Genomic DNA, 18,314 nt, shown 5'->3' on the forward strand with positions numbered 1-18,314 from the left:
GTTCCTTTTTTTCATCTTTCTTCGCAACCTATTCATAAGCTGTTATCAACGAACAGTCATTTATGAGTTGTTATCCGCGAGGATGATGTTGTTGATGCAGCACTTTAAGACGTTCAGTTGCCACATGTGTATAAATTTGTGTTGTGGAGAGATCACTATGTCCGAGTAACATCTGCACAACCCGTAAATCAGCACCATGATTGATTAAATGTGTTGCAAAAGCATGGCGTAAAACGTGCGGGGATAAACGCTCGGAATCAATACCAGCCAATACAGCATAATGTTTGATCCGATGCCAGAAAGTCTGGCGCGTCATCTGTGTTCCCCGTTTACTGGGGAAAAACACATCGGACACTATGCCATTCAGTAACCATGAGCGTCCATACTCTAGATATTGTTCCAGCCAGTAGAGAGCTTCTTCTCCTAAAGGAACTAACCTCTCTTTGTTCCCCTTACCCACGATCCTGACAACGCCCTGACGTAAGCTCACATCCGATAATGTTAACCCAACCAATTCGGATACGCGTAACCCACAGGCATAAAGCACTTCAAGCATCGCTTTATCCCGCAGTTCTATTGGTTGATCAGTCGAGGGAGCGTTTAGCAAATTTTCAACCTGTTTTTCGCTTAAATCTTTTGGTAAGCGCTTAGGTAATTTTGGAGCAGATAAAAGCGCAGTTGGATCATCCGTCCGCATTTTTTCGCGATAGAGATACTGAAACAATCTGCGCATGGAGCTCAACAAACGCGCAGAGCTACTGGCTTTATAACCGCCATCCACCCGTTCAGCCAAAAATGATTGTAATTCGATAGACTGTACAGAAAGCAAATCATAGCCACCATGCACCAGCCAATTATTCAGGGATTGTAAATCAAGCCGATAAGAAGCCAATGTGTTTTCTGCCAGATCTTTTTCCAGCCAGATCGTATCCAAAAATTGTTCTATCAGGGGATTAGCCGACGGGCTCTGTTCCGATACATCAGTTTTTAATACGTGTTTGCTTGGCACAAGCCCTCCTTTATATCTGTGCCTTCCGATCGGCTATTATGCCTGAAAAAGCAATTCTTCTGTTACAATACCCTCTCTTATATTAGAAATTCCCTGATAAATAATGATGAAAATTGGTCTCTTTTACGGCTCTACCACTTGCTATACTGAAATGGTAGCAGAAAAAATACGCGATATTCTTGGTGAAGATCTGATTGAGCTGCACAACATCAAAGATTGTGATCTTAAATTGATGGAAGAATATTCTGTCTTGATCCTCGGCATTCCTACATGGGATTTTGGTGAAATACAGGAAGATTGGCTGACTATTTGGGATCAACTTCCATCACTGAATTTGGCAGGGAAAATTGTTGCCATGTATGGCATGGGCGATCAAATTGATTACAGCGAATGGTTTCTGGATGCTCTGGGAATGCTGTATCACCATTTACTTCCTACGGGCGTACAGTTTATCGGCTTCTGGCCGACTGAAGGTTATGAATTCACCAGTCCAAAACCACTGATCGAAGATGGCAAACAGTTTGTTGGCCTTGCTCTGGATGATGTGAACCAGTTTGAAGAGACTGAGGAACGCTTGAATCAATGGTGTATGCAGATATTGGCAGAGATGGAAGCACTGTTTTAACATCACTTAAGCTTTCTTAAAAGTTCAGAGCGAGCCTGAACAGTTAATCCGAAGAAAGCAGCCAAAAAGCTGCTTTATCTGGTTAAATTTTAATTGCAATCGCCAGAAATTTTAATAAGAGCGGCTTTATAAACTACGTCATTTTCAGAAGCAAACACAGCAATACCTTTGACGGACTTGCCCGCTTTCAGTGTGCCCTGATTCAAGTCTTCATCAACCGTATCCAGCCTAAATTCTTTTTCGTCAGAAGAGTAAGCTTTCAGGCAAAGCTTCGACAAATCAATATCCTTACCGGATAAGTTCGCTACTGCAACCTCGAAGGATTTAGTGTAAGCATTTTTGCCACCCACTGACATAGAGCCGTTAGATTTCTCTGTAGAATAAACAGCAACATTATCAAGAGTAGACGCGTTTGCAACAAAGCAAAAGCCAGCCAAAGCAACTGATGCGACAAATGTGGAAACCTTCATATAAGTCCCTTCTTTAGTTGAAATTTCGTAATAACTGTACGTATGCAAGATACAGTCTCAATTATGATACTACCTTTAAGTAACTAATCCATCAGTAAAGTGATATTTCAATATTATTGCAGGATTGGATGACATTTTTAAATTGCAATGACACAAAATAATTCAGATTGTTACCACTTATAATATCCTGAAAAATGCCTCAAAAAAAATCTTGTAGAAATTTTATCTAAAGACCCTGATTATTTTAAAGTTAATTAAAATTAAACCAATGATAAATTACTTAGTTATTAGTAGAAACATATTGCTCATAAATAAATTGGCATTAATTTATAACTAGTAAATATATAATAAAATGTAAATCCTATTTGCAAAATTAATTTACTACCATAAAAAATTGAGAAATATGTGCTAACGCTTAAATTATTTTATAATTAAAACCAACAACAATTTAAAAAAAATTTAACAACATGTACGCCAACATATTTGTCAGAAATTCCGTACAATATTGATGGAAAAAATTTAATATCAAAACTACATCGCGTAATTTTATCTTTTTTACTTTATTTTTCATTATCATTAGAAACACCACTAAAACAAAATATATAGAGCTAATGCTGTTTCATTCGCTACAGTTGCCTCTAAAAGAGTCCTGATAAACTGGCTCAGGCCACAGAGATTTAATTAAAATCGAATCATTCATGCCTATAATATAATCAAAATCAAGTCACTTAGCAGTGCTTGACACTATAAAAGTGCTATGTTATCTATATGTCTAACGGTCATATAAACAAATGTTTTTTATATTTATTCATAATCATAGAAAATGATTATATAGTTACTTATTATTAAGATATTAGCATCTCAATTATCCGAAGTATTTGTAAGGATATTATCGAGAGCAAATAAACTTGATAATTTAATTAAAGCAGTCAAGAAACCGTAACAGTGGAAATCAGCGCTGCAATTTATATTAGTAGTTATTTCAATAAGTACCAACATAATGGGAAAGTACAATGGTTGAAAATACAATGGTTATAAAATCCGTAACAACTTCGAGTGTAATACAATTAACTCCTGATGATAGAGGTGAAGATTATCTACCCGTTGAAAAGCAAATAGCGAACGAAATAATACGTGTACTAAACTTTAGGCAAGAAGAAGATGGAAGTTATACATCAACATCTACAAAGGAATTTCGAGCTAAAAGAACAATATTAGCATATGCTTTAGCGGTAAGTGGTATTCATAATGTATCTCAACTTCCAGGTTACTATTATCATAAAGATACTGCAGAGAGAATTTTTCAAGAATATATGCCTAATCTTTCATCTGCACTATTGGGTGAGAATGGTGATCAAATTTCTAAAGATATGGCAAATGGATTTCTCCAGAACGAACTGGATTTTGAAGGTGAATATCCTGAAAATATCTGGGATGTTCCTGACCTTGAAAATAAGCCATTGAGTGATTATTTAGATGAAGATAAATTATTAGCACTCTATTTCTTTGCTTCACAAGAAATCCCACTGGAGGAAAATCAACAATCAAACGCCACAAGATTTTTTAAATTAATTGATTTTTTATTTATCTTATCTGCTGCAACATCACTAGGAAAGAGGATTTTTTCAAGAAATTTTTACAATAGACTAGAAACTAAATCATTAGAGAATTATATTGGGAGAAAAAAACTTTCTCAGCCTTTCTTTCGACCACCTCAGAAATTACCTGATGGCAGGATAGGTTATCTGGCAGGCCCAACAAAAGCACCTAAATTGGGTTCAGCAGCATCGTCCACAACAGCACCGTCTAAATGGAAAGTTAGTTTGCAAAAACTTAGAGATAACAAATCCAAGAATGGATTTGCTAATATGGACGACGCTGCAAAACAAAAATATAGCTCCTTTATAAAAGAGGTGCAAAAGGGTAATGATCCAATTACAGCAGCAAAAAACATTGGTACAGCAAACGGCAGTAACTTCGAAAAACTGCAAGGTAGAGATTTATTTAGTATAAGGCTAAGCCAAGAACACAGGGTAACATTCATCAAAAATGACACTGACAAAATAATTGAGATTCAAAGTGTTGGAACTCATTATAAAAATTTGTAGCCTGATTTATAGATGGTGATAAGAGGTGAGATAAATGTGAAGGTTACAATTCTATTGTACTGGGTGTAAAAAATGGGTGGTAAAAATAGGCAACGTGGTTGACGTGGCTAATGGAGCCTGTATTGCATTTTGTGTAAATGCCTTTTCTAGAGGTGACCGTCCAGACGGTCACCGAATTCGCTAATAAAACAGCTTATTGCCATTCGCTAGTCCAGCAGTGACATATCCATTTCTTAGCCACAACAGATTCCCCACACAAGAATAAGACAGTCAGATTCTCATGATCTTTCTGCCTTTACCTTTTCTTTCCACAATTCTGTACTACGCATAATCTGGCTAAAACTACGCCAAGCTTCAACCGACACACTATCCGATGCTACCCATAATCGAATATTAGACGGGAGGCAGAAACTTTCCGTTTGCTCAAAGGCACGTAGTGTGAGCATTATTCCATAACGGCTAAGCCACGGTGGCTGAGTCATTTTCCATCTTTCTTTTTGCCAATGCACTTTATTGCCACGAAACAGTATTAGTTTTCCCTGACACTGCATGATATTTCTCTGGCTCCTTATCCAACTCGCCACTATGGAGATAATGATCGGCAGCAGAAGCCAGACATAAAAACTATTGGCAAACCACGGTGCTAATAGAGCAGCTAGGGCTATCACTCCATGCACGCCAGAGGAAAACAGGCGGGTTCGGAGGGATACTCTCAGTTCACTGTGCCACAGGGCCACGAGCTTGGTTTCTGCTTTGAATCAATTGCACCATGTTAAAAAGCTCCTCATCTTCCGGGCGGCCATGATTCATCAGCCAATTGAAAAGATCAGGATCTGGACATTCCAGCAAACGAACAAAAATGCGTTTTTCATCATCACTCAACAAGTCATATTCATATTCAAAAAATGGCATGATAGAAATATCCAGTTCACGCATCCCGCGACGACATGCCCAGTGAATACGCGCTTTATTGTCAATATCCATGTTTAAAAAGCCTCTTGATTATTTTCATTCGTGCCATTGGGACGGCAATGCTTTATCACTGTAAAAACCTGTTACAGTAAAAGCCTGTAATTATCAATGATTCTGGGCTGTTTTTCATCATTGGCAACGATTGAACTGTTGGTATCTCTACAATATGCGAAGAGTATCGCAATAAAATGTATCGCTACAATCAGCCAATAAACCTTCAACCAGCAAATAAAAGAATAACTCCTTTGCATTGAGCTTCATCTCTTTTACCATTAACGTTATTTCTCAGATAGTTTATGGCAGGAGCTGTTATGGCTTACCAAATTCCGTTTTCTGCACAATCTCTATTATCTTCCACAATACTTCCACTGACGTTAATTTCCCTTGATGATTGGGCAATGGCTACTGTAACCGGGGCTGATACAGAAAAATATCTGCAAGGTCAGATGACAGCAGATATTAATTCCCTGGATGTAAATCAACATGTACTATGCGCCCACTGTGATGCCAAAGGAAAGATGTGGAGCAACCTGCGACTGTTTCATCGTGGAGAAGGTTTTGCCTATATTGAACGTCGTTCGGTATTGGATATACAACTGACTGAATTGAAAAAATATGCGGTATTCTCCAAAGTGGCCTTTGCCAAAGATGAAAAAAGTATCTTACTTGGTATTGCCGGAGCGGGAAGCCGGGAAGCACTGGCAACACTTTTCCCCATTTTACCTGACGCAGAAACAGCAGTTATCCAACATGAAACAACAACTATTCTTCATTTCTCTCTCCCTACAGAACGTTTTCTTTTAGTTACAGATAGCACTACTGCAACCAAATTAGCAGAAGTGTTAGTTGAAAAATTTCAGGCACAATTGAACGATAGCCAACAGTGGCTGGCGCTAGAGATTGAAGCAGGGTTCCCCGTAATTGATGGAGCAAACAGTACACAATTTATTCCACAAGCTACTAATCTTCAGGCCATCAAAGACAGTATCAGTTTCAAAAAAGGCTGCTATGCCGGTCAGGAAATGGTAGCACGTGCTAAATATCGCGGTGTTAATAAGCGGGCCATGTATTGGCTGGCAGGTAGCGCATCTTCTCTTCCTGTAGCCGGTGATGAACTGGAGTGGCAGTTAGGCGATAAATGGCGCCGGACTGGCTCAGTTCTCGCTGCGGTCAAATTGGCTGATGGCTCCGTTTGGGTGCAGATCGTTATGAGCAATGATATGGAAGCAGATAATGTATTCCGTATTCGCAACGATGAAGGGCATTCTCTTTCTATTCAGACACTGCCTTATTCATTGGAAGAAAAATAATATTTGAGGTTTAGTTTTTTATGTCATCAAATGTATCTCCTGTTAATTTCGGCCCGTTTACCGATGTTATCTCCTTTATCATGGAGCTGGATAAATTAAAATATGTCCATCGTAAAACGAAAATCCTGAACAATCAGCGCAATGAAAATTCTGCGGAACATAGCTGGCACTTTGCTCTTGCAGTTATCAGTTTTGCCCCTTATGCCGGAGAGGTAAATATCAGCCGTGTTATACAGATGGCATTGATTCACGATATTGTGGAAATCGATGCCGGGGATGTTATCGCGTTTGATTTAGCCGCCCGTGAAGCTATCCACGAGCAAGAAGTGCAAGCTGCCAAGCGTATTTTCGGCTTACTGCCAGAAACGCAGAGAGATTATTTTCTGGCCCTTTGGCACGAATATGAAGACGGTGAAACACCTGAAGCGCGTTTCGCCAAAATGCTCGACAGGGTCATGCCAGTATTTATGAATCTGCATAATAATGGTCAGAGTTGGGTAGAAAATAATATTCGTTTTGAACAAGTCTTTAACCTGCTCCAGTTTATTTCTGAAAGTTACCCTGAATTTTGGAAATATTTGCTACCACAACTGGAAGCAGCAAGAGAAAAAGGTTGGTTGAAGGAATAATCCTCTATCCCCAATTAAAATCGTTCAGTTTACCGTCACGACTTAAAAACCGTCGTGACGATTATATCAATCAATTCAAATTTATATATTGGTTAGCCAATTTATCAAGAAAAACAAATAATTTATTATTCATCTCACTATAATCATGGGAGCGTAATATTTCTGGTGTTTGAACAAATGTATGCTCATCCGCTTTACTAAGGTCTTTTTCTGAATTTTGAATAAGCAATTCAACTACCTCTGTAGTCAGCTCCATATGACACTGGAAAGCATAAACCAGACTTTGGTATTCAATGATCTGTCTGGGGCAACCTTCACTAAAAGCGATAATCTTTGCATCCTGGGTCAAACCCGGCATATCGTTATGCCAATGCCCAACTTCAAGAAGTTCACCGAAATGAGTAAATTTATCATTTTTTAAACCTTCCGCAGTAAGCATAATTGGATACTTTCCTATTTCTTTCTCAGGACTATGCTCAAAAGCAGCCCCCAATGCTTCTCCAATTAACTGTGCGCCAAGACAGACACCAATAACTATCTTATCTGATGCAATCGCTTTTACAATAAGTTGCTTTTCCGCTGCTGCATCAAAATGTGCACAGTCAGTCGTTGTGGTTGCAGGGCTTTGCGGCCCTCCCATAACTATCAGGAAATCAATACCCTCAACTGAATCTGGTAATTTATCTCCAAGATAAGTCCGTGAAAATGTAGTCTGATATCCTCTTGCGTTAGCCCAATCTTCATATGCCCCAGGTGCTTCAAAATATTCATGTACTACAAAATGGATTCTTATCACTTTATCACCTTAGAAAAGGATTGAATTATTCCAGCGGATGTCTCTAGCTGATATAAAAAAGCAGTGTGAGATGACTCTCAACACTGCTTTTATTTCCAATCGATTTTATTCTAAATCAATTAGCGACACCATGATTACCGATAATCTTCAATCGGTACACAGGAACAATGCAAGTTACGATCCCCATACACATCATCAAGACGTTTCACCGTCGGCCAATATTTATTTGCTTTTGTCTCTGCTGTCGGGAAAACGGCAATTTCACGGCTATACGCATGGTCCCAGTCAGTAATCAGCTCAGTCTGAATATGTGGTGCATTCACCAGCGGGTTATCTTCCAGTGGCCAGTCACCTTCCGCCACTTTTTTGATTTCTCCGCGGATTGCCAGCATCGCATCAATAAAACGATCAATTTCGATCTTACTTTCTGATTCTGTTGGCTCAACCATCAGAGTTCCAACGACAGGGAATGACATAGTGGGTGCATGGAAGCCATAGTCAATCAAACGCTTGGCGATATCCATTTCACTAATACCAAATTCTTCTTTCAGTGGGCGAATATCCAAAATACACTCATGGGCAACATAACCATCGCGGCCGGTATAAAGGATTTCATAAGCGTCTTTCAGACGAGCTGCGATGTAGTTTGCATTCAAGATCGCAGCCTGACTAGCTTGTTTCAACCCTTTTGCCCCCATCATGCGGATGTACATCCAGCTAATCGGCAGAATAGACGCACTGCCAAATGGTGCGGCCGATACTGCACCTGATGTGGTTAATGACCCCATTTCCACCACGGTATGCCCCGGAAGGAAAGGGGCAAGGTGTTTTTTCACACCAATCGGCCCCATACCCGGACCACCACCACCATGCGGAATGCAGAAAGTTTTATGCAGGTTCAGGTGTGAAACATCAGCACCAATAAAGCCCGGAGTTGTGATCCCAACCTGAGCATTCATATTTGCACCATCAAGATAAACCTGCCCACCATTTTGATGAATAATGTCACAAATCTGGCGGATGGTTTCTTCATATACACCGTGGGTTGATGGATAGGTAACCATGATACAAGCCAATTCATCATGGTGTTTTTCCGCTTTTTCACGCAGGTCTGTCAGATCGATATTGCCTTCTTTATCACAATTCACCACAACCACTGTCATGCCTGCCATATGTGCAGATGCAGGGTTTGTGCCGTGGGCTGAGCTTGGGATCAGGCAGATATGACGGTGTTGTTCACCGCGGCTGGCATAGTAATGACGAATAGCCAGTAAACCAGAATATTCTCCTTGGGCACCAGAGTTTGGCTGCATAGATACTGCATCGTATCCTGTCAGTAATACCAGCCAATGTGAGAGCTGGCTAATCAATTGTTGATAACCCTGTGCTTGTTCTGACGGACAGAAAGGATGCAGGTCAGTAAATTCAGGCCATGTGATTGGTATGAGTTCAGCGGCCGCATTCAGTTTCATTGTGCATGATCCTAGTGGGATCATCGCCTGATTCAGTGCCAGATCTTTACGTTCCAGACTATGCATATAGCGCATCATATCTGTTTCGCTATGATAACGGCGGAAGGTATCATGTGTCAGAATTTCATCATCGCGCAGCATTGAAGCCGGTATGGATTGGCTGTTCCCTGATACTTCACTATCAAGAACATCAACATCTAACACGGTTTCAGAACCAGTTAAAACTTGATACAAGGTTATCAAGTCTTCACGACTGGTTTTTTCACTCAATGACACGCCAACAGCACCAAGAATATCAGTACGTAAGTTGATTTGTGCTTTTTCCGCTCGTGCCAGTACTGATGCCTTATCGATGACTTCTACAGCCAATGTATCAAACCATGTTTTGTGACGCAGCGTTATGCCCGCTTTTTGTAGACCAGCAGCTAAAATGTCAGTCAATCGGTGAATGCGCCCCGCAATTCTTTTCAGACCTTCAGCACCGTGGTAAACCGCATACATACCAGCAATATTCGCTAGTAATACCTGTGAAGTACAAATATTGGAATTCGCCTTTTCACGGCGAATATGCTGTTCACGTGTTTGCATCGCCATACGCAATGCCCGGTTGCCAGCGGCATCGCGGGAAACACCTATAATACGACCCGGCATTGAGCGTTTATATTCGTCACGGCAAGCAAAGAATGCAGCATGCGGACCGCCGTATCCCATAGGGACACCAAAACGTTGTGCTGAACCAAAGACAATATCAGCGCCTTGTTTGCCCGGCGCAGTCAGCATAACCAGTGCCATAATATCAGCGGCAACGCTGACAATGATGTTTTGCTGTTTCAGTTTTGCGATAAGATCGCTGTAATCATGGATCTGACCTGTAGTACCAACTTGTTGCAGCAAAACACCAAAAACACCCTCTAGTTCCAGTACTCTTTCTGCTTTATCAACAATAACATCAAACCCAAATGTTGCCGCTCGTGTACGCACCACATCTAATACCTGTGGATGAATATCATCAGCTACGAAGAAACGCTCCGCATTCTTCAGTTTGCTAACCCGTTTTGCCATTGCCATCGCTTCGGCTGCTGCGGTGGCTTCATCCAACAGTGATGCTGAAGCAAGATCTAATCCGGTCAGATCGATGGTGACTTGCTGGAAGTTCAGCAAGGCTTCTAATCTCCCTTGAGAAACTTCAGGCTGGTAAGGCGTATATGCTGTGTACCAACCGGGATTCTCCAGTAAATTACGCAGGATAACCGACGGTAGTATTGCGGGAGCATACCCCATACCGATATAAGATTGATAACGTTTGTTCTGACCCGCTATTGCTTTCAGTTCAGCCAGTGCCTGTTGCTCTGTTGCACCTTCACCTACTGCGGGTGGCTCTGGCAATGCGATATCACAGGGAACAATTTTATTAGTGAGATCGTCAAGAGAGTTCGAGCCAACCATTGCCAGCATTTCTTTTTGCTGTTCAGCAGAGGAACCAATGTGGCGACGAATGAATTCACCTTGATTTTCAAGTTGGATTAGAGTCTGGATCATTGATAATAATTTCCTGAAACAAGCTAAAAAACGGCACATATAAAAAACGCCCCACTCACTGTGTAACGTCGGCGACGTTGATGATGTGGGGCGGTGATTACTTACTCTTCTTCTTCCAATAGTGACCGATAACTTTCTGCATCCAGCAGGTTGGTCAATTCACTTTCATCAGTAACCTTGATGCGGAATAACCAGCCTTCGTTATAAGGTTCGCTATTCACTAATTCGGGCGAACCTTCTAAAGCTGGGTTGACGGCGATAACTTCACCACTCAGTGGTGCGTAAATATCGGAAGCTGCCTTGACTGATTCAACGACTGCACAATCATCACCGCTGTTTACGACCGCTCCGATGTCAGGCAAGTCAACAAATACCATATCACCCAATAATTGCTGGGCATGTTCGGTAATACCCACGGTATATTCGCCATTTCCTTCAGAACGAATCCATTCGTGTGATTCGGTATATTTTAACTCAGTTGGTACATGACTCATCGGTTCCATCTCCTTATTTTTATTTATTAAAATGTTGCGACCAAAATCATCCTACAAGCGATTTTCCCAGCCTGACAAAACCCGGTTTAACAACCTGAACCGGCATTTCGCGATTACGGATCTGGACAATCACCTGTTCTCCAACCCCTTGCGGCACCCTTGCAAGAGCAATACTGAATCCTAATGTGGGTGAGAATGTTCCACTGGTAATAATACCAAAACGTACTTCACCCGTTTCATCAGTGAAACTCACCGTTAACCCACTGCGTAAGACGCCTTTTTCACGCATAATTAACCCAATCAATTGTTCTGTCCCAGCTTCACGCTGTTTCAACAGGGCTTCACGGCCAATAAATTGGCGCTCTTCCGGTGCCCATGCAATTGTCCATCCCATATTCGCAGCCAAAGGTGAGATGGATTCATCCATTTCCTGACCATAAAGGTTCATACCAGCTTCAAGGCGCAGTGTATCCCGTGCTCCCAGTCCTGCTGGTTTAACACCTTCTTTCAGTAACTGCTGCCAAAAATCAATAGCTTGCTCCTGAGGCAATGCAATTTCATAACCCGCTTCACCGGTATAACCGGTAGTTGCGATAAATAAGTCACCAGATTGCACACCAAAGAAAGGTTTCAGACCTGCAATGGATTGTTTTTGCTCATTATTTAACAAAGACTGAACTCTGGATTGTGCGTTAGGTCCTTGAACTGCAATCAACGCCAAATCATTACGCACGGTGATCTCAACAGGGTATTTCTCCGCATGTTGTTGGATCCAGGCTAAATCTTTTTCACGTGTTGCCGAGTTAACGACCATACGATAAAAATTATCAGTGAAAAAATAGACAATCAGGTCATCGATAACACCACCGGAAGCATTAAGCATGCCGGTATAAAGCGCCTTACCTTTTTCAGTCAGCTTAGCAATATCATTTGCCAGAAGATAACGGAGAAAATCACGGCAACCTGCGCCGTGCAAATCCATAATGGTCATATGGGAAACGTCGAACATACCTGCGTCAGTACGCACCGCATGATGCTCGTCGATTTGTGAACCGTAGTGAAGGGGCATCATCCAGCCATGAAAATCCACCATGCGTGCCCCGCATGCCAGATGTTGATCATATAGTGGGGTGTGTTTTGACATTATTTCCCTCTTTCCATTTTTAGCATGAAAACGTTCTTGATCTGAGTAACATACATACGGCGTATTAACCGGCAAATGTTGGATCATGAAGCAAAGAAGCGGTTAATAACGCAAACGATACCTTGGACTAGAAGTTATCACTGAAAATGGAAATGAACCATAAAATAAATTATCAACATAACAATGATACCTTCAAAAACCTTTCACTATCATGCGGAATTTTTTTCTATTTTATTGTGTGGGAACGCTAAAAAATGGCAGTAATATGTAAAAAATATTCTTTTTTTTATTACAAACAGACTAAAGCATGAAGCAAATCAACTGAATACACTTTAGCCTGATATAAAAAAAACTAATCCAAAATAAGAGAAATAATTAGATTTTTTCAACTGAAGAGGTTTGAGTAATCAACCAATCCGGCAGATCATGAAGACCCATCGCATGACGGAGTAATTGTGGTTTCACTCCGGGGAAACTGTTAGCCAAAGTCAGCCCTACATCACGAAATAGTTTCTTGAAAGGATTATTTCCATCAAATAGTAGACGAAATCCCTGCATACCAACCAGCATGACAGCCGCACTGTGTTTACGGCGACGCTCATAACGACCAAGATAGAGATATTGACCGATATCTTTGCTTTGCTGGTTCAATCGGTTCAATTCTCCGATCAACTCTGCTACATCCATAAACCCCAGATTGACTCCTTGCCCGGCCAATGGATGGATTGTGTGTGCTGCATCTCCCAATAAAGCTAACCGATGTGCAGCAAAATTACGAGCATAACGTCCCATTAATGGGATAGTTTGACGGTCACTGATCAACTCACACTGCCCCAATCGCATGTCAAAAGTGACACTCAATTGCCGATTAAACAACTCAGTCTCCATTGTCTTACGTTGTTGCGCCGCTTCCGCAGGCAATGACCAGACAATAGAACATAAATGAGGATCAGAAAGTGGCAGGAAAGCAAGAATACCATCCCCATGAAAAACCTGGCGTGCAACGCCCTGATGAGATTCCGCAGTACGAATAGTCGCGACCAATGCATGATGTTCGTAATCCCAGAAAGTCAGTGGAATATCTGCATGCTGACGCAGCCATGAATGAGCACCATCTGCACCAACGACTAACCGTGAAGTCAGCATTCGCTCATCGGACAGGGTAATAAAGGCTTCGTTTTCTCCCCAGGCAACATTCTTAAGAGAAACAGAGCTAAACATGGTTACATCAGATAAACTTTCAGCCTGTTGCCAGAGAGCCTGTCGGATCACATTATTTTCAATAATATGTCCAAGATGATTGAGGCCATTTTCCGCCGCATTGAACTGAATACGACCGAAGCTATCCTGATCCCAGACTTCCATTCCCTGATAAGGGCTGACACGCATTGCGAGGAGCTTCTGCCAGACACCGAGATGGGTTAATAACCGCTCACTGGCTGCATTGATGGCAGAAACACGCAACGTATGTTCATCATCAGCATGAAAAGTGCTGGTTGGTGGATGCTCTTCTACAATCGCAATGCGCAGACCGCTACTATGTAAACCACAGGCCAGCGCAAGGCCAACCATACCGCCTCCTGCGATCACAACATCAAATGATTGCATGTTTTTATTCCTCTTAATCTGACTTATTCTGCCGTTAAAAGATGGGCGCCCCAACCCAATGTCTGTCGGGCCAATGGACCCTTTATCAGTGGCAACATTTCCATCGCCATCAGGCCAAGATTGCGTCCGATTCTCAACGGAAAGTAGTCATTGGCAAACAGCCTGACCAACCCATCAGTAATACCGATCGTCGCCTCACGATCTGCAAAACGTTGCTGTTGGTAACGAGTCAGAATGTTATAAGAGCCGATATCGTGCCCCTCAATCGCAGCAGCTGAAATAACCTGAGCTAATGCCATTACATCACGCATACCTAAGTTAAAGCCCTGCCCTGCAATTGGATGCAGAGTTTGGGATGAGTTACCTACTAATGCCAAACGATGGCTGATCTGCCGTTTGGATGTAGATAAAGTCAGTGGATAACTGTACCGCTGACCTGTTTCCAACATTTTCCCCAGCCGCCAGCCAAACGCTTTTTGCAGTTGATGGCGAAACTCGGCATCTTCCCACTGATTAATTTCCGCCCATTTATCCAATGGATGACACCAGACTAAAGAGCTGCGCCCTTCTGACATTGGCAACAGTGCCAATGGGCCATGTTCAGTAAAACGCTCAAATGCCCGGCCTCGGGGATGTTCAGATGTCAGAACATTGGCAATGATGGCAACCTGACCGTAATCCTGCCGCTGCCACGGGATATTACAAGCTTTTGCTACGGAAGACTGGCTTCCGTCCGCTGCTATCAACAGTTTTCCCGTAATTTTTTCGCCACTATTCAAGGTAATAGAAACTGAAGTGTCCAGCCGCTCAACAGAATTCACTTTAGCCGGACAATAAAGTTTGATATTAGGTGCCTGTCTTAATAAATCAAACAGACTGTTTCCAGCATCGTGCAGCTCAATAACATGACCCAATGCCGGAATGTCATAATCGTCAGTCCGGATATTGACAAAACCACTACAACCACGGTCACTGACATGAACGTGAGTAATTGGGGTCACACAACCTTTCAGTGCAGACCAGACACCTATCTGGCTCAAACGCTGACATGTACCATAAGCTAAGGCAATCGCCCTTGCATCAAAACCCGGATGTTCCTGTGTTGGCTCTGCTGCTTCAACTAAAGAGACTTGCAACTGCCCCCGACTCAAAGAAGAAATAGCAAGCGCTAATGTTGCACCAGCCATCCCTCCTCCCACGATAATCACGCTCATTATGACTTGACTTCCTGATTACTGTAACCCTGTTTTGCCTGTGCCATCAGTGCTTCAATTTCATCAGGATCTTTAACGACATACTCAGTCAAATTCTCATTGCCTGATTCTGTAATCACAATATCGTCTTCAATGCGGATCCCAATACCACGGTATTCCGACGGCACATCAGCATCCGGTGCGATATACAGCCCCGGCTCAACAGTCAGTACCATGCCAGGTTCCAGAATGCGATCACGATCAACACCGTAATGCCCCACATCGTGGACATCCAGCCCCAGCCAATGACTTAAACCATGCATGAAAAATTGACGATAGGCATTGGTCTCGATCAAATATTCCACTTCACCATGCATAATGCCTAGTTTAACCAGCTCTTCAACCATGATGCGCACAACCTGCTCAGTCACTTCACGAATGCTAGTACCCGGTTTATAAAGTTCAAGGGAGACATTGATGGATTTCAGCACAATGTCATAAATTTCTCGTTGAGGACGGGTAAATTTGCCATTAACCGGAAACGTCCGCGTAATATCCCCCGCATACCCTTCATATTCACAACCTGCATCGATCAACACTAAATCGCCATCTTTCATACGACGGTCGTTTTCTGTGTAATGCAGGATACAAGCATTTTCTCCTGTACCAACAATGGTGTTATAAGCAGGGTAGCGCGCACCGTGATAAGTAAATTCATGGTGAATATCAGCTTCAAGCTGATATTCAAACATATCCGGGCGGCAGTTTCTCATAGCTCTGGTGTGTGCCTGAGCACTGATTTTCCCGGCTTTGCGCATGATTTCCAATTCAGCTTCTGATTTAAACAAGCGCATTTCATGCAGCCATGGACGCCAGTCTGCTATTATTGATGGGGCGCTGAGATTACGGCGACTATTCTTACGTAACTTATCCAGAGCACTGAATACGATCTTATCAGCATATTCAAATTCCCCCTGAGAGTGATAAACCACATCTAACCCATTCAGCAAGAGGTAGAGTTGTTCATCAATATCATTAAATGGCAGAGCACGATCCACCCCCAGTTTTTCTGGAGCAGCTTCCTGCCCAAGCCGACGACCAAACCAGATTTCTGCGGTGAGATCACGCACTCGATTAAACAACACACTGTGGTTGTGAGTTTCATCGCTTTTAATAAGAATAAGAACAGCTTCTGGTTCATTAAACCCGGTCAGGTAAAGAAAATCACTGTGCTGACGATAAGAATATTCACTATCTGAGTTGCGTGTCGCAGGCGGAGCCGCAAAAATAATGGCCGCACTGGCTGGTGCCATTTTTGACAATAATGCCTGACGACGGGATAAATATTCTTGTTTAGTCATACCCTCTCCTGCAATCTCGTTATTATTAATTAGTTAATTACCAATCAATGCAGCGTTGGTTTTTCATCTTTTTTCGTTGTATTGCCTGCTTTTTTGGGCGTCGCTAGTGCAATGTAACAGAGCTGCACTGCAACACGGACATATTCCAATACTTCTTCCAGTGCCTGAGATAGCTCTTCTTGATATTCGCTTTCGTCGTATCCCAGCATACCTATATTACGTAAATCAGTAATAACTTCCTGAATTTCTTTTTTTTCTGTTATTTTTGGATCTACAACCCCCAATCCCAACAGGAAATGGTTTACCCATCCTGCCAACGCGTCAGCACATGCAAAGACACCAGCTTCATCATCAGGAAGTAGTAAATTAAAATTAAAGTTACTATCATCCAATGATTCGAAAGTGACTTCATACAATTCTCTGATTGGCTGTGCGAGTGTCTGTGAAAATGCAAAGCCATCATTAGTGAGATCATGTACAAGAGTCTGCCAGCTACTGTCGTGATTTCCACCACATAATAAACCACTTATTAAGCCATGCATTTCTGCGGCTGTCAGTGCAACGGACTGTTGATGCAAAATTTCATCAAATGATTGATAATTAGGTAATGAGTTTTGTATAGACATGTATATTGATCATCGTTGGCGATATAAGTTCATGCTATGCTACCATCAAGGGGAGTCGCTATACCAGACAACATAATCAGGTTGTCTTTTGGTATTGTATGATAATGATTGGTGTCGGCCTTATTTTTATACCAAAATATGTTTTTTTACCCCCAATAAATTTCGAGTTGCAGCTATAACATAACAACTTGAAAGATGAGGGACGTATAACAGAATTAAGGTATCAACAAAGGTATCGATACAGTAATAAATCAGGAAGGTGTCATGTCTGCACAACCAGTAGATATTCAGATTTTTGGGCGGTCATTACGTGTCAATTGTCCACCGGAGCAGATAGAAGCATTACAAGCTGCGGCGGAGGAACTTGATCAGCGTTTGCATAACCTCAAAGAACGCACCAGAGTGACTAACACTGAGCAACTGGTTTTTATTGTGGCACTGAATATCTGTCACGAGTTAGCACAAGAAAAAATGAAAACCCGTGATTATTCCTATAATATGGAACAGAAAATTAAAATGCTCCAGCAGACTATTGAGCAAGCCTTATTAGAGCAAGGTAACAAAATTAGCTGACCGCCTACCTGTTAATAAACAGATCTTTGTTGATAAATCAGGCAGTAGTCACGATAGATGAATATAACCAGTTGCTTTCTCCATTTAGTTCCATACAATAGGTTGCATGATGTTGCTTAAAACCAAATGGGTAGGTTCCTGATTTAATGGTTCTCTGCTAATGGTTTAAGTAGTAAAAAATTTTCTCTGAGGTGTTCGTGTGCAGGGAAGTCCCCTGAGCCGATATTTCATATCTATAGAATGTGGTATTCCGTTCCTTGTGAGCATGCTTGGCCAGACCAAGAAGCCTAATAGGGGCGACTCCACGTTCACCTTGAACCAAGGGTTCAAGGGTTACCACCTGTAACGGCATCTTGGAGAATCCTATCTATCTGTTTTGTATCCT

General features: G+C 41.9%; 17 protein-coding genes and 1 other RNA gene. 6 read left to right on the forward strand and 12 right to left on the reverse strand.

Annotated features, from left to right (window positions below; all coding sequences use genetic code 11):
* Positions 1-70: 70 nt before the first annotated feature.
* Positions 71-1,009, reverse strand: a complete 939-nt coding sequence (gene xerD / locus HGO23_RS15265) for a site-specific tyrosine recombinase XerD (protein WP_209027169.1) — start codon at positions 1,007-1,009, stop codon at positions 71-73.
* Positions 1,010-1,115: 106 nt separating this feature from the next.
* Here xerD and fldB point away from each other — a divergent pair, with 106 nt between their 5' ends.
* Positions 1,116-1,634, forward strand: a complete 519-nt coding sequence (gene fldB / locus HGO23_RS15270) for a flavodoxin FldB (RefSeq protein WP_099136389.1) — start codon at positions 1,116-1,118, stop codon at positions 1,632-1,634.
* 89 nt (positions 1,635-1,723) lie between these two features.
* Here the strand turns inward: fldB and HGO23_RS15275 are convergent, their stop codons facing one another.
* On the reverse strand, positions 1,724-2,104 hold the full coding sequence (locus HGO23_RS15275) for a DUF4354 family protein (protein ID WP_209027170.1): 381 nt from the start codon (positions 2,102-2,104) through the stop codon (positions 1,724-1,726).
* Between the two features lie 1,013 nt (positions 2,105-3,117).
* On the opposite strand from HGO23_RS15275, the gene HGO23_RS15280 reads away from it, so the two are divergent.
* The gene (locus HGO23_RS15280) at positions 3,118-4,212 is read left to right on the forward strand and encodes a Txp40, insecticidal toxin (previously name A24tox) (protein ID WP_244967824.1); all 1,095 of its coding nucleotides are present in this window, start codon (positions 3,118-3,120) and stop codon (positions 4,210-4,212) included.
* Between the two features lie 278 nt (positions 4,213-4,490).
* Here HGO23_RS15280 and HGO23_RS15285 read toward each other — a convergent pair whose 3' ends face one another.
* Both HGO23_RS15285 and sdhE read right to left on the reverse strand, forming a co-directional pair.
* Positions 4,491-4,949 carry a protein YgfX gene (locus HGO23_RS15285; RefSeq protein WP_244589944.1) on the reverse strand — a complete coding sequence of 153 codons (459 nt, stop codon included), beginning with the start codon at positions 4,947-4,949 and terminating at the stop codon, positions 4,491-4,493.
* Positions 4,930-5,196, reverse strand: a complete 267-nt coding sequence (gene sdhE, locus HGO23_RS15290) for an FAD assembly factor SdhE (RefSeq protein ID WP_209027171.1) — start codon at positions 5,194-5,196, stop codon at positions 4,930-4,932. Before sdhE ends, HGO23_RS15285 begins: the two co-directional genes overlap by 20 nt.
* 299 nt (positions 5,197-5,495) lie before the next feature.
* Here sdhE and ygfZ point away from each other — a divergent pair, with 299 nt between their 5' ends.
* Entirely contained in the window at positions 5,496-6,494 is a 999-nt protein-coding gene (gene ygfZ, locus HGO23_RS15295) for a tRNA-modifying protein YgfZ (RefSeq protein ID WP_209027172.1), read from the forward strand.
* A 20-nt stretch (positions 6,495-6,514) separates the two neighbouring features.
* Positions 6,515-7,123, forward strand: a complete 609-nt coding sequence (locus HGO23_RS15300; RefSeq protein ID WP_099136385.1) for an HD domain-containing protein — start codon at positions 6,515-6,517, stop codon at positions 7,121-7,123.
* A gap of 70 nt (positions 7,124-7,193) precedes the next feature.
* On the opposite strand, the gene HGO23_RS15305 is transcribed toward HGO23_RS15300, so the two are convergent.
* From HGO23_RS15305 to HGO23_RS15340, 8 genes are all read right to left on the reverse strand, one after another.
* Complete coding sequence (locus HGO23_RS15305) at positions 7,194-7,916, reverse strand: type 1 glutamine amidotransferase (RefSeq protein ID WP_099136403.1); 723 nt, start codon at positions 7,914-7,916, stop codon at positions 7,194-7,196.
* Positions 7,917-8,053: 137 nt separating this feature from the next.
* Complete coding sequence (gene gcvP / locus HGO23_RS15310) at positions 8,054-10,930, reverse strand: aminomethyl-transferring glycine dehydrogenase (RefSeq protein ID WP_209027173.1); 2,877 nt, start codon at positions 10,928-10,930, stop codon at positions 8,054-8,056.
* A gap of 101 nt (positions 10,931-11,031) precedes the next feature.
* Positions 11,032-11,424: a glycine cleavage system protein GcvH gene (gcvH, locus tag HGO23_RS15315; protein WP_099136383.1), complete on the reverse strand. Its 393-nt coding sequence runs from the start codon at positions 11,422-11,424 to the stop codon at positions 11,032-11,034.
* Positions 11,425-11,470: 46 nt separating this feature from the next.
* Positions 11,471-12,568, reverse strand: a complete 1,098-nt coding sequence (gcvT, locus tag HGO23_RS15320) for a glycine cleavage system aminomethyltransferase GcvT (protein WP_209027174.1) — start codon at positions 12,566-12,568, stop codon at positions 11,471-11,473.
* Between the two features lie 375 nt (positions 12,569-12,943).
* Entirely contained in the window at positions 12,944-14,176 is a 1,233-nt protein-coding gene (gene ubiI / locus HGO23_RS15325; protein ID WP_209027175.1) for an FAD-dependent 2-octaprenylphenol hydroxylase, read from the reverse strand.
* 23 nt (positions 14,177-14,199) lie between these two features.
* A complete protein-coding gene (gene ubiH, locus HGO23_RS15330; RefSeq protein WP_209027176.1) occupies positions 14,200-15,390 on the reverse strand; it encodes a 2-octaprenyl-6-methoxyphenyl hydroxylase in 1,191 nt (396 codons plus the stop codon).
* Positions 15,390-16,730: a Xaa-Pro aminopeptidase gene (pepP, locus tag HGO23_RS15335; RefSeq protein WP_209027177.1), complete on the reverse strand. Its 1,341-nt coding sequence runs from the start codon at positions 16,728-16,730 to the stop codon at positions 15,390-15,392. Before pepP ends, ubiH begins: the two co-directional genes overlap by 1 nt.
* 44 nt (positions 16,731-16,774) lie before the next feature.
* Positions 16,775-17,356 carry a YecA/YgfB family protein gene (locus tag HGO23_RS15340; protein WP_099136378.1) on the reverse strand — a complete coding sequence of 194 codons (582 nt, stop codon included), beginning with the start codon at positions 17,354-17,356 and terminating at the stop codon, positions 16,775-16,777.
* Between the two features lie 264 nt (positions 17,357-17,620).
* Between HGO23_RS15340 and zapA the strand changes: the two genes are divergently transcribed.
* On the forward strand, positions 17,621-17,929 hold the full coding sequence (gene zapA / locus HGO23_RS15345; RefSeq protein ID WP_038270060.1) for a cell division protein ZapA: 309 nt from the start codon (positions 17,621-17,623) through the stop codon (positions 17,927-17,929).
* Between the two features lie 180 nt (positions 17,930-18,109).
* Positions 18,110-18,293: non-coding RNA, 6S RNA (gene ssrS, locus HGO23_RS15350), on the forward strand.
* The last annotated feature ends 21 nt before the right edge of the window (positions 18,294-18,314 follow it).

Source organism: Xenorhabdus budapestensis (genome assembly GCF_017743015.1).
GTDB lineage: Bacteria > Pseudomonadota > Gammaproteobacteria > Enterobacterales > Enterobacteriaceae > Xenorhabdus > Xenorhabdus budapestensis.

Coding starts and splice junctions, on each gene's coding strand:
- fldB (WP_099136389.1), top strand. CDS start 1,116: ATGAAAATTGGTCTCTTTTACGGCTCTACCACTTGCTATACTGAAATG.
- HGO23_RS15275 (WP_209027170.1), bottom strand. CDS start 2,104: ATGAAGGTTTCCACATTTGTCGCATCAGTTGCTTTGGCTGGCTTTTGC.
- HGO23_RS15280 (WP_244967824.1), top strand. CDS start 3,118: ATGGTTGAAAATACAATGGTTATAAAATCCGTAACAACTTCGAGTGTA.
- sdhE (WP_209027171.1), bottom strand. CDS start 5,196: ATGGATATTGACAATAAAGCGCGTATTCACTGGGCATGTCGTCGCGGG.
- ygfZ (WP_209027172.1), top strand. CDS start 5,496: ATGGCTTACCAAATTCCGTTTTCTGCACAATCTCTATTATCTTCCACA.
- HGO23_RS15300 (WP_099136385.1), top strand. CDS start 6,515: ATGTCATCAAATGTATCTCCTGTTAATTTCGGCCCGTTTACCGATGTT.
- gcvP (WP_209027173.1), bottom strand. CDS start 10,930: ATGATCCAGACTCTAATCCAACTTGAAAATCAAGGTGAATTCATTCGT.
- gcvH (WP_099136383.1), bottom strand. CDS start 11,424: ATGAGTCATGTACCAACTGAGTTAAAATATACCGAATCACACGAATGG.
- gcvT (WP_209027174.1), bottom strand. CDS start 12,568: ATGTCAAAACACACCCCACTATATGATCAACATCTGGCATGCGGGGCA.
- ubiI (WP_209027175.1), bottom strand. CDS start 14,176: ATGCAATCATTTGATGTTGTGATCGCAGGAGGCGGTATGGTTGGCCTT.
- ubiH (WP_209027176.1), bottom strand. CDS start 15,390: ATGAGCGTGATTATCGTGGGAGGAGGGATGGCTGGTGCAACATTAGCG.
- pepP (WP_209027177.1), bottom strand. CDS start 16,730: ATGACTAAACAAGAATATTTATCCCGTCGTCAGGCATTATTGTCAAAA.
- HGO23_RS15340 (WP_099136378.1), bottom strand. CDS start 17,356: ATGTCTATACAAAACTCATTACCTAATTATCAATCATTTGATGAAATT.
- zapA (WP_038270060.1), top strand. CDS start 17,621: ATGTCTGCACAACCAGTAGATATTCAGATTTTTGGGCGGTCATTACGT.